Genomic DNA, 11,797 nt, shown 5'->3' with positions numbered 1-11,797 from the left:
GCCCGGGGTGGAAGACGGCCGGAGCACTGCCCGCCATTTGAGACAATGGCTGCATGCGAACTTTGGGCAGCTCACCGTCATCCTCCAAACCCGCCAGGGGCGGCTTTTCGATGTTCCGCATCAGCGGGCCGGGCCTGATGGTCCTGGTAACGGCGTTCATCGTTGCCGTCCTCTTTGCGGCAAACCAGAACGACGTCGTGGGTTGGGTTGTTGCCATCATTGCCGGCTTCTGGCTGGCGCTGGCTGCGTTCGTGGTCTTCAGCATCCAACGGGCCGCCAGGAAGGCGGGGGCAAAGCTCACCGAGGCGCAGAGCGCCTTCAACACCGCCACCGGCCGCGCTCCCGCGCCCGCTTCCGCCGACCACGGCGGAACCCGCGTGATCTACGAACGCTCCGAAGCTGACGAAGTACGTGACCTCAAGCTTGACCACTCCTTCAAGATCGTCCAGGTGCAGGTCCGCGTGGTGGAAGAGGAGCGCGCCAAGGGTGCGTCCGCCAACCAGGACACCATCAACCGTGCCCTGGAGACCATCGAGATCACAGCCACCAACGCCCGGGACATGATCAAGTCCTCCGGCGGCAGCGGAGAGCCGGTCGCCGGAACCATCATCGACTAGAGTGGAGCGGGTGAGCTCGGCATTGAACAAGGACCACCTTCGCATCGCATCCGTCAACGTAAACGGCCTTCGGGCTGCCTACAAGAACGGGATGGCGGCGTGGCTTGAGCCGCGGGACGTGGACATTCTCTGCCTGCAGGAGGTACGCGCCCCTGACGCGATCGTCCGGCAGCTGCTCGGGGATGACTGGCATATCCTGCACGCCGAAGCGGAAGCGAAAGGCCGTGCCGGCGTCGCCATCGCGTCCCGGCAGGAACCCCTCGCCACCAGGAACGGCATCGGCGACGACTACTTTGCCACGGCCGGGCGCTGGGTGGAGGCCGACTTCCGGTACCCGGATGCCGCCGGCAACCCCGTCCAGCTCACCGTAGCCAGCGCCTACGTGCACTCGGGCGAGGTGGGGACGCCAAAGCAGGACGACAAATTCCGTTTCCTGGACGCCATGATCACCCGGCTGCCGGAGCTGGCCAAGCACAGCGACCATGCGCTGGTGGTGGGAGACCTGAACGTCGCCCACACACCGTTCGATATCCGGAACGCCAAGGGCAACGTGAAGAAGGCCGGTTTCCTGCCGGCGGAACGCGCATACTTCGACCGCTTCCTGGGCGAGGAAATCGGCTGGCACGACGTCCACCGGAACCTGTCCGGCGAGATGGACGGCCCCTACACCTGGTGGTCGCAGCGCGGAAAGGCCTTCGACAATGACACCGGCTGGCGCATCGACTACCACCTGGCCACCGCAGGGCTGGCGTCCGGTGCCCTGTCCGCCGTCGTCGACCGTGCCGCCTCGTGGGACACCCGCTTCTCCGACCACGCCCCGCTGGTAGTGGACTACCAGCTCTGAGCCCGAAAGTTCTTCCATGACCAGCCAGACTTCCCAGCCAGCCAAGAAGCGCATACTTTCCGGCGCCAAGCCGACAGCCGATTCCCTCCACCTGGGCAACTACATCGGAGCCGTGCGCAACTGGGTGGATATGCAGGCGGAGTACGACGCCGTATTCTTCGTCCCGGACCTGCACGCCATTACGGTGGACTTTGAGCCCGGGGAACTTGCCAAACGGACCCGCATCGTCGCTGCCCAGTACATCGCCGCCGGTATCGACCCGGACAAGAGCATCTTCTTCGTCCAGTCACATGTGCCCGAGCACGCGCAGCTTGCCTGGGCCCTGAACTGCATCACGGGCTTCGGCGAGGCGTCGCGGATGACCCAGTTCAAGGACAAGACCCAGAAGTCCGGAGCGGATTCCGCCACGCTGGGCCTGTTCGCCTACCCCACGCTGATGGCGGCCGACATCCTGCTGTACCAGAGCGACCTCGTGCCCGTTGGCGAGGACCAGCGCCAGCACCTTGAGCTGACCCGCAACCTGGCCCAGCGTTTCAACACCCGGTTTGGCCAGACCTTCACCGTGCCCGAGGCAACGATCGTCAAGGAAAGCGCCAAGATCTACGATCTCCAAAACCCCAGCGCCAAGATGTCCAAGACGGGTGAGTCGCCCAACGGTGCCATCCAGCTGCTGGAAGATCCCAAGATCGCAGCCAAGCGCATCAAGTCCGCTGTCACCGACGCCGGAACGGAGATCCGCTTTGACGCCGAGGAAAAGCCCGGTGTGTCCAATCTGTTGACCATCTACTCCGCCCTCACCGGCAAAACGGTCACCGAGCTGGAAGCCGAGTACCAGGGGAAGATGTACGGCCACCTCAAGGTGGACCTCGCCGAGGTGGTGGTGGATTTCATCACACCGATCCGCAACCGCACGAACGAGCTCATGGCTGATCCCGCCGAGCTCGACCGGCTTCTGGCCCTGGGCGCCGACCGGGCCCGGGAGATCGCTTCGGTCACCCTCGCACGGGTGTACGAGCGCATGGGCTTCCTGCCGTCCCTCACCCTCGCTGGAGTCCGCTAGCGCCATGTCTTCGAAAAACGCTACCGCCAGGGGAAGCGCGTGCTCTGCCGGCGAGGCGGAGCGGACCCGGCGTAACCGTTACGAGGACCAGCCCGGCCATGATGCCGTGGCGGAAGGCGGCGCGGCCGGGACCGAAGACGTCAGCGTGGGCGTCATCCTGGGTTTCCCGGACGAGATTGCCGCGGAGCTGCAGCGCTGGCGCGCGTCATTTGGGGACCCGATGGCCGGAGTGATACCGGCGCACATCACCCTGATCACCACCACGCCCACGCAGGATTGGGAGGCAACCCGACAGCACGTCCGCGAGGTTGCCCGCTGCCAAAGGCCTTTCACGGTCACCATCGCCGGGACGGGAACATTCCGCCCCGTCTCGCCTGTTGTCTTCATCAAAGTGGAGGACGGGTTCGACCACTGCGTGGATCTGCACCGCAGGCTGCAGCAGGGTCCCCTGCACCGCGAGCTGCCGTTCGCCTACCATCCGCACGTCACGATTGCCCACGACGTCGCCCCGGAAAGCCTGGACGAGGCCGAAACGGCACTAAAGAACTATAAGGCAACCTTCCCCGTGGTTAGCATGGGACTCTATGAGCATGATGCCGACGGCATCTGGCAGCTAAGGGAAGAGCTGGATTTTGGGACCCAAACTAACAACGACGCCGGCACCCCCTTCACGGACGCTGCCGCGAACACCGCAACGGACGCCGGCTGACCAGCAGCCCCTGCCTACTGAAATCGCCCGGCTGAAGCTGGACGTCATCCAGAAGCGCAGCGACTGGCATAAGGCGCGCCGCTCCGGCGGCAAGGTTCCTGCCCTGATGGCGTGGATACAGTTGTTCACTGCCCGGCTGAACGTCGTGCGGCCCATGCGGGCATTCAGGCATTACGGACTCCATTACGGACCGCTGATGAGCGCGGGCATCGGCTTCAACATGTTCTTCTCCATCACGGGCCTGCTGGCCACCGGCTTTTCCGTGGCCGGCCTGGTACTCCGCGGCCAGCCGGCCTTGCTGGACACCATCATCAGCAGCGTGGCCAGGAGCGCCCCGGGTTTGTTGAAGGTCAATGGCGGCGATGGCCTGGTGGACCCCAAGGACTTGCTGGATCCCAGCGGACTGGGCTGGACGGCCGTGATCAGCGCCGTGGTCACCGTGGTTACTTCGCTCGGCTGGATCAACGGCCTCCGGGACGGACTCCGCGGGATTGTTGAGTTGCCTCCGCTGGTGGTCAATCCCATCCTGCTCAAGCTGCGCGACGCCGGGACCCTGCTCCTGCTGGGCGTGGCGCTGGTGATCAGCGCCGGCGCATCGCTGGTGTTCGGCACCGCCGCAGGTTGGGTTGCCGATTTCCTGCATCTCAGTGACGCCTTGGCCGGCCCGCTGACCACGTCCGTCAAGATTGTGGTGCCACTGGTCCTGAACTGGGTCACCGCGCTGATCATGTTCCGGCTGGCTGCCGGGTTGAAGCTTTCCCGCCAGGCCCTGCTCGAGGGGACCATCCTTGCTGCCGTGGGCACCACCGTGCTGCAGATCTTCAGCACGGAACTGCTGGGCGGAGCCAGCCGGAACCCCATCCTGGCGCCGTTTGCCATCATCATCGGCCTGCTCATCTGGTTCAACCTGGTCAGCCAGGCCTACCTCGTCTCCGCAGGGTGGTCAGCGGTGCGCGAGGCCGACCTCGCGTCCGGCGGCAAGCCCCGCAAGACGATCCTTGGTGCCCGCCGGGCGACACCCCAAACCTGACCCGGGCGAACGGGCACCTAGGGAAAGGGCAGCAGCCCTTCCCACCGCACCGTCCAGCCCGGCGGGAAACCGGGGGAGCGATGGCCAGGGCCGTTGTCCCATCCGGCAGCCATCAATGCTGTGGCGGCCAGGAGGCCGCCGTTGCCGGGCAGGTACAACGGCAAGGAATCGGTTTGGCGGTTGTGCCCGTTGGGCAGGACCGTATTCTTGCCCGCATCCTGCAAAAGGACGTCCACAGCGGTCTCCGGACCGCCCAGGCGGGCAGCGGTCATGGCCATGACCGGGTAATCCCAACCCCAGGTACTTTCCCAATCCCAGCCGGCCAGGACATCGGCCAGCGTGGCCCGCATGATGTCTTCGTCAATGAGGTCCGTCCGCGGCAGGACCCCCAAAGCGCACAGCATTGACGGGTGGTCGGTCCTGATGGTGAACGGCTCCACGTCTATCGCTGCGTAGGCGCCGTCGATGACCCGCGGCGGAACGAGTCCTCCCGCAACGTCCTGCCACGCCGCCACAGGTTCCAGGCCCATCCGTTCCCGCCATGAGGCGGCGGTCCGGAGGCCCCACTGCCAGTACGCCAGTTCAAAGGTGGGATTCGTGACGGAGGCCCGGATCGGGCCGTAGCTTTCCTGGGCCGGTACGATGGGCGGCCCCAATTCGAATCCGCGCGCCGTGGGGTGCGCGAAACTGGCCATGAACGAGGCCGACTCGAACACGATCTCCGCGAACTCATCCAGGACCTCCTTGCAGGGATTGGCGCGATAGACAAGTTCTGCCAGGTAGATGGGGTGCGGCTGCTGCCAGAGAAGGAAGGTGCCGATCGGACTGGGGCTCTCCCGCCCGTCCGGGCCCACTTGCTTGGGCCAGCGGACGCCGTCGAACCCTTGGGCCCTCGCCGTCTGCCGCGATGTTTCGAGGACCGTGGCGTACCACCGCAGGGACGGCAGCAGGAGTTCCGAACGGCCCCAGAGGGCGAAGTGTGCAGCGTGCCACCAATGCATCTCCAGATGGAACCGTCCGCGCCACGAATTGCAGACGAGCCCGGTTTCCTGGGGCGGGAGGGACCCGGCGCAGTTGACCGCCGTCAGGTACTGGGAGAGGACAATGCGGCGCTCAAGTTCCTTGGCGCGGGCGTCTCCGGTCGCACCCAGTTCCACGGCGGCGCCCGTGGTCCAAAACCCCTCCCAATGGGCCGCGGAGGCAGCGGCAATGCCGTTGCCGGGGCTGTTGCTGCCGGGGAGGGGCCCGACGGCGGCACTGGCCTTTGCGTCTCCGGGCGGCAGGTCCGTTGGCAGGAGGGCGTCATCCCCGGGTCGCGGGATACAGTCGCCGTCGCCGGCGGGTACAAAGGCCAGCGCGACGTCGAGTACGCCGGGGCCGCCGGGCAATGTGCTGATCCGGATCCGGTGCCTGCCCGTTTGCTCCACGACGAGTCCGCTGCCGCTGACCACCATCCGGTAGCGGGCGTTGTCCAGTTCGCGGTGAATGGTCCACGTTGTCGAGCCGGGATGGACCTCTGACGCGACAGGCTTCCCGAGGGTGGTGGTATGGGCCTCGGGCCGGCTCCAATCGGCGGCGTTGTGCCAGGCCTCGGATCCGTAGGGGAAATCAATGCAGAGCACCAGCCCCTCGTGGAGGGCGGGTGATTCCACGTGGAGGCCCAGTTCATCGCGACGCGGATGGCATGCGGTGAGGACGTCGACCGGACGGCCACCAAGGGTGAAGCGGCTGTGGACGGTGCCAGTCCACAGGTCGAGGGTCTGCACGGTGCCTGCCAGGTCTGTTCGGCTGATGGCCTGTTCGGTTGAGCCTGGCGCCAGCATGAAGCCGATGCGTGCCAGGTCCAGCCGGTGCGGATTGGCCCGCAGCCATGTTTCGGCGGCCGAGGTGCCGGTCTCGCGGTCGTTGACGATGTCTCCCACCATGTCCACGTAGGGCACAGGCCCGCGGGGGGAATCGTAGGAAACGGTGGAGCCGGCCAGTCCGTAGGGTTCCTCGGCGGGACGGGAATGCCAGCCCCACTGGGACTGCGTACCGAGGAGTGTCCCGGGCGGGAGGGCGTCGTCGCGGGCACCCACCGGATAGTCGGCCGGGAAGGTCTGGACGCCGGTCAGGTCCATTGTGAAGGCAAACTCGCCGTTGCCCACCGACACCGGGCTTCGCGGGTCCACTGTTCGCTGGCTGACGTTGTGCCTCGTGACCAAGGCCCTCCTGTCGATGGGCGCGGTGCTGCCCGGCGAGGCCTTGGGCGTCACCGCGCGGTCGGTGGTGCCTTGGCTGTGCACGCTGAACGGCCTCCTGGGGAATGCGGGAATGCGGGGGTAAAGCACCATTACGACAAGCCGCCTGACGGGGTAACTTACCCTGCGGGAAAGGCGCGGTGCGGGAAAGGCGAAGAGTTAGAAAACGTTTTCCCGCCTTTATCCTTGCGGCGCGCCGGGGCCCCTGTCAACCCTTGGTACGCGTTATGCGCGTCAGAAACTCACGGCATTGGCAGGCGAAGCCATGGTGCACATTCGGGTGGGAATGAGCCCTTGACGTCGGAAGCAGGCCTTTGATACGTTTCACGAAATCGCTTTCTCATCTCGGAAGAAGCTTGCCCAATGACGCGAAAAGTTATCCGAACCCTTCGTAAATCAACTGCCATCCTCACGGCCGCGGCACTCCTTGGCCTCACCGCGGCATGCTCCAGTATCCCATCCAACAAGCCTGAGGACGGCCCTGTTGAAATCCGTTTCTCCTGGTGGGGCAACGCAGGCCGCGCCGACCTGACCAACAAGGCCATCGCCGAATTCGAGAAGGCCAACCCGAACATCAAGGTCAAGCCGGAGTACGGCGACATCGGCGGATACTTCGACAAGCTTGCCACCCAGGTGGCCGCCAATGATGCTCCCGACGTCATCACCATGGGTGGCGCCTATCCGGCGGAGTATGCCAACCGGGGTGCCCTGCTGGATTTGGCCACGGTCAAGGGCCCGCTGGATCTGTCAAAGATGGACCAGGGCGCACTGGAAAACGGTCAGGTCAAGGGCAAGCAATACGGGGTGTCCACCGGTGCCAATGCCCTGGCGATCGTCGCCAATCCGGCGGTGTTCTCGGCGGCGGGAGTCCCGCTGCCGGACGATACTTCCTGGAGCTGGGACGACTTCGCGAAGATCGCGGCGGATGTCACGGCCCACAGTCCCAAGGGGACCTACGGAACCGCCACCGTGCTCACCCACGACTCCCTGGACGCCTTCGCCCGCCAGCGGGGTGAATCGCTCTACACCCAGGACGGCCAGTTGGGGCTCGGCAAGGAAACGGTCCAGGACTACTTCGACTACTCACTGAAGTTGAGCGAAACCGGGGCGGCCCCAAGCGCCTCCGAGACCGTCGAGAAGCTCAACGTCAGCACCGAGCAAACCCTTCTGGGCATGGGCAAAGCGGCCATGATGCTGACCTGGAGCAACTCGTTGTCCGCCCTCAGCAAGGCATCCGGCGCCGACCTCAAGCTGCTCAAGCTCCCGGGTGAAAAACCCACGCCCGGCATCTGGCTCCAGTCCTCGCAGTTCTACACCATCTCGGCCCGCAGCAAGCACGCTGACGCGGCGGCAAAGCTCGTGAGCTTCCTGGTCAACGACCAGTCGGCGGCCAAAATCATCCAGAGCGACCGGGGCGTTCCCAGTAACGCCGACATGCGCAACGCCATCAAGGACATGCTCACGCCGCAGGGGAAGGTGGAGGCCGACTACATCAACCAGATCGGCAAGATGGACTTTGCCCCGACGTACATCGGACCCACCGGCTCGACGGCCGTCTCCGAAATCACGGCCCGGATCAACACCGATGTCCTGTTCAAGAGGCTGGCGCCGGACAAGGCCGCCGAGCAGTGGATCAGCGAGAGCAAGGCTGCCATCGGCAAATAGTCCCGGTGCCCGGGCCCTCCCTGGAACGGGGCGTGATTCAGGCGTCGAGGTACTGGTCGGCCCACGCCGCGATGATCCGGGCCGCGCGGGCGGCCTGGCCCTTGCCCGTCAGCAGATGGTCGCTACCCTCGAGGGAGACGAAATTGCGGGGGTGCCGGGCGGTCTGGAAAATCGTGCTGGCGTTCTCGATCCCCACGGTGTTGTCGGTGGGGGAGTGCAGCACCATCAGCGGTTTGTGCAGCTGCCGGATGCAGTCAGTCAAGTCGGCGTTCTCCAGGTCTTCCACGAAGTGCCGGCGGATCTCCACCCGCTTCCCGCCCAGGTCCACCTCGGCGCTCCCCTCGCTGAGGATCCGGTCCAGGGCGGCGTCAAAGACGTGTGCCACATGCTTGGGGGAGAAGGGCGCGCCCACCGTCGCCACGGCGTCGAGCTCGGGGATCTCCCGTGCGGCCGCCAGCACGGCGGCACCACCAAAGGAATGGCCCACCAACAGGGAGATTTCCTTCCCCTCCGCACGCATGAACTCCGCGGCCTTCACCGTGTCGGCCACCTTGTGGCTGAACGAGCCGGCGGACCATTCGCCGGCCGAGCCGCCCAGGCCAAGGTTGTCGAACCGCAGCATGCCAATGCCGCTGTCCGCCAGTGCCTTGCACATCCGGGACGCGGACGGGCTGTCCTTGCCGAGCGTGAACCCATGCGAAAACACTCCCCAGCCCTTGACCGCGCCTTCCGGGACGTCGATTATTCCGGACAGCGTCTCACCGGTTGAGCCTGCGAAGGATACTTTTTCGGAGCGGGACATGCTGTTCCCTTTCGCGTGGTAGGAATGGCTGTGCTCCCACGCCCGCCGGGTTCCCGGGCCAGGCGTGCACGGTCAGGGGACGGGTGGGGAGAAACAACGACGGCGCCCCCACCACATGTGGTGAGTGACGCCGTCGGCCGTTCTTGCTGTTGTTGGACCTGCTAGATCTTGCGGGCGAGGATGGCCTGCTTGACCTCTGCGATGGCCTGGGTCACCTGGATGCCGCGGGGGCAAGCCTCTGAGCAGTTGAAGGTGGTGCGGCAGCGCCACACGCCTTCCTTGTCGTTCAGGATCTCCAGGCGCATGTCGCCGGCGTCATCACGGGAATCGAAGATGAAACGGTGGGCGTTGACGATCGCGGCGGGCCCGAAGTACTGCCCGTCCGTCCAGAACACCGGGCAGGAGGACGTGCACGCAGCACACAGGATGCACTTGGTGGTGTCGTCGAAGCGTTCACGGTCCTCGGCGGACTGCAGGCGCTCCCGGGTGGGCTCGTGGCCCTTGTTGATCAGGAAGGGCATGACTTCGCGGTATGACTGGAAGAACGGCTCCATGTCCACGATCAAGTCCTTCTCCACCGGCAGGCCCTTGATGGGCTCCACCGTGATGGGCTTGGACGTATCCAGGTCCTTCAGGAGGGTCTTGCACGCGAGGCGGTTGCGGCCGTTAATGCGCATGGCATCGGAACCGCACACGCCGTGGGCACAGGAGCGCCGGAAGGAGAGGGTTCCGTCCGTCTCCCACTTCACCTTGTGCAGGGCGTCCAGGACACGGTCCGTGCCGTACATGGTGAGGTGGAAGTCGTCCCAGGTGGCTTCCTCGGAAACCTCCGGGTTGTACCGGCGGACCCGCAGGTGGACATCGAACGTGGGGATTTCCCCGCCCCCGCCAACGCCGGCAGGCAGTTCAACCTTTGAGGCTGGCTCAGCGATTTCAGCGGTCATCTTAGTACTTCCTCACCATCGGCTCGTAGCGGGTAAAGACAACCGGCTTGGTGGCGAGGCGGATGCCGGCGATTGATTCCGCCGATCCGTCGGCCGGCGCATGGTCATCCTTGTACGCCATGGAGTGCTTCATGAATTTCTCGTCGTCACGCTCGGGGAAGTCCTCGCGGAAGTGGCCGCCGCGGGATTCCTCACGGTGCAGGGCAGCCACGGTCATCACCTTGGCCAGTTCCAGCAGGAAGCCGAGCTCAACGGCCTCGAGCAGGTCCAGGTTGAACCGCTTGCCCTTGTCCTGGACGTTGATGCGCTTGTACCGCTCCTCGAAGGAGGCGATGTCGCGCAGCACCTGGTTCAGGGTATCGGCGGTACGGAACACCTGCATGTTGGCGTCCATGGTGTCCTGCAGTTCCTTGCGGATCTGGGCAACCTTTTCGTCACCGGTGCCGTTGCGGGCAATGTCCAGAAGCTCGGTGGTGTAAGCCAACGGGTTCTCCGGCAGTTCCACGAAATCGGCAGTCTTCGCGTACTCGGCGGCGGCCACGCCGGCCCGCTTGCCGAAAACGTTGATGTCCAGCAGGGAGTTGGTGCCCAGGCGGTTGGAACCGTGGACGGACACGCATGCCACTTCACCGGCGGCGTAGAGGCCCGGCACCACGGTGTCGTTGTCCTGCAGTACCTCGGTTTGAATGTTCGTCGGAATACCGCCCATGGCGTAGTGGGCCGTGGGGAACACCGGTACGGGCTCGGTGTACGGTTCCACGCCCAGGTAGGTCCGGGCGAACTCGGTGATGTCCGGGAGCTTGGCGTCAATGTGCGCCGGTTCCAGGTGGGTCAGGTCCAGGAGCACGTAATCCTTGTTCGGACCGCAGCCGCGGCCTTCACGGACTTCGTTGGCCATGGAGCGGGCCACGATGTCGCGGGGCGCCAGGTCTTTGATGGTGGGAGCGTAGCGCTCCATGAAGCGCTCACCCTCGGAGTTGCGCAGGATGGCACCTTCACCACGGGCTGCTTCGGAGAGCAGGATTCCGAGGCCGGCAAGGCCGGTGGGGTGGAACTGGAAGAATTCCATGTCCTCCAGCGGGATGCCGCGGCGGAAGGCGATGCCCATGCCGTCACCCGTGAGGGTGTGTGCGTTCGAGGTGGTCTTGAAGACCTTGCCGGCGCCGCCGGAGGCGAAGACCACGGACTTGGCCTGGAAGACGTGCAGTTCACCGGAGGCGAGGTCGTAGGACACGACGCCGGCCACACGCTTCTGCTTGTAGGGCGTGCCGTCCTCGCGGACAGCATCCTCTTCGACCGTCAGCAGGTCCAGGACGTAGTACTCGTTGTAGAACTCAACGTTGTGCTTGACACAGTTTTGGTACAGGGTCTGCAGGATCATGTGGCCGGTGCGGTCTGCGGCGTAGCAGGCGCGGCGCACGGGAGCCTTGCCGTGGTCGCGGGTGTGGCCGCCGAAGCGCCGCTGGTCAATGCGTCCCTCGGGCGTGCGGTTAAACGGCAGGCCCATCTTCTCGAGGTCCAGCACGGCGTCGATGGCTTCCTTCGCCATGACCTCTGCAGCGTCCTGGTCAACCAGGTAGTCGCCGCCCTTGACGGTGTCGAACGTGTGCCATTCCCAGTTGTCTTCCTCGACATTGGCAAGGGCTGCACACATGCCACCCTGCGCCGCACCCGTGTGCGAGCGGGTGGGGTAGAGCTTGGTCAGTACTGCTGTGCGCGCGCGCTGACCGGACTCGATCGCGGCGCGCATGCCAGCGCCACCGGCACCGACGATGACGACGTCGTACTTATGGACCTGCATACCAGACGCTCTTTCTCTCAAAATTCGCTATCAAACAACGGGGCGGCTTCGCCTGCTCCGCAAAACAGGGCCCGCGGGTAAGCCC

10 protein-coding genes are annotated in these 11,797 nt (G+C 65.1%); 6 read left to right on the top strand and 4 right to left on the bottom strand.

From position 1 onward, the window contains the following. Positions 1-53 precede the first annotated feature (53 nt). The 5 genes from QRM96_RS15095 (at position 54) to QRM96_RS15075 (ending at position 4,260) form a co-directional block, all read left to right on the top strand. On the top strand, positions 54-617 hold the full coding sequence (locus QRM96_RS15095) for a hypothetical protein (RefSeq protein WP_285320119.1): 564 nt from the start codon (positions 54-56) through the stop codon (positions 615-617). Between the two features lie 10 nt (positions 618-627). Further along, complete coding sequence (locus QRM96_RS15090; RefSeq protein WP_026264634.1) at positions 628-1,461, top strand: exodeoxyribonuclease III; 834 nt, start codon at positions 628-630, stop codon at positions 1,459-1,461. Positions 1,462-1,477: 16 nt separating this feature from the next. Beyond that, on the top strand, positions 1,478-2,521 hold the full coding sequence (gene trpS / locus QRM96_RS15085; RefSeq protein WP_018761936.1) for a tryptophan--tRNA ligase: 1,044 nt from the start codon (positions 1,478-1,480) through the stop codon (positions 2,519-2,521). Positions 2,522-2,525: 4 nt separating this feature from the next. Beyond that, positions 2,526-3,230 carry a 2'-5' RNA ligase family protein gene (locus QRM96_RS15080; RefSeq protein ID WP_285320118.1) on the top strand — a complete coding sequence of 235 codons (705 nt, stop codon included), beginning with the start codon at positions 2,526-2,528 and terminating at the stop codon, positions 3,228-3,230. Between the two features lie 106 nt (positions 3,231-3,336). Continuing rightward, a complete protein-coding gene (locus tag QRM96_RS15075; protein WP_196803324.1) occupies positions 3,337-4,260 on the top strand; it encodes a YihY/virulence factor BrkB family protein in 924 nt (307 codons plus the stop codon). 17 nt (positions 4,261-4,277) lie between these two features. Here the strand turns inward: QRM96_RS15075 and QRM96_RS15070 are convergent, their stop codons facing one another. Then, the gene (locus QRM96_RS15070; protein WP_502934894.1) at positions 4,278-6,545 is read right to left on the bottom strand and encodes a hypothetical protein; all 2,268 of its coding nucleotides are present in this window, start codon (positions 6,543-6,545) and stop codon (positions 4,278-4,280) included. A 318-nt stretch (positions 6,546-6,863) separates the two neighbouring features. Between QRM96_RS15070 and QRM96_RS15065 the strand changes: the two genes are divergently transcribed. Beyond that, complete coding sequence (locus QRM96_RS15065; protein ID WP_285320117.1) at positions 6,864-8,165, top strand: ABC transporter substrate-binding protein; 1,302 nt, start codon at positions 6,864-6,866, stop codon at positions 8,163-8,165. A gap of 37 nt (positions 8,166-8,202) precedes the next feature. On the opposite strand, the gene QRM96_RS15060 is transcribed toward QRM96_RS15065, so the two are convergent. The 3 genes from QRM96_RS15060 to sdhA form a co-directional block, all read right to left on the bottom strand. Further along, positions 8,203-8,967 carry an alpha/beta hydrolase family protein gene (locus QRM96_RS15060; protein WP_018761930.1) on the bottom strand — a complete coding sequence of 255 codons (765 nt, stop codon included), beginning with the start codon at positions 8,965-8,967 and terminating at the stop codon, positions 8,203-8,205. A gap of 161 nt (positions 8,968-9,128) precedes the next feature. Next, a complete protein-coding gene (locus QRM96_RS15055) occupies positions 9,129-9,911 on the bottom strand; it encodes a succinate dehydrogenase iron-sulfur subunit (RefSeq protein WP_018761929.1) in 783 nt (260 codons plus the stop codon). A 1-nt stretch (position 9,912) separates the two neighbouring features. After that, positions 9,913-11,712 (bottom strand): succinate dehydrogenase flavoprotein subunit, encoded by a 1,800-nt coding sequence (gene sdhA / locus QRM96_RS15050; protein WP_018761928.1) that lies wholly within the window; start codon positions 11,710-11,712, stop codon positions 9,913-9,915. Positions 11,713-11,797: the final 85 nt, after the last annotated feature.

It is taken from the genome of Pseudarthrobacter sp. lyk4-40-TYG-27 (genome assembly GCF_030209295.1).
Taxonomy (GTDB): Bacteria; Actinomycetota; Actinomycetes; order Actinomycetales; family Micrococcaceae; genus Arthrobacter.
The sequence above is the reverse complement of the archived record's forward strand: the minus strand, read 5'-3'. Positions and strand labels throughout refer to the sequence as shown.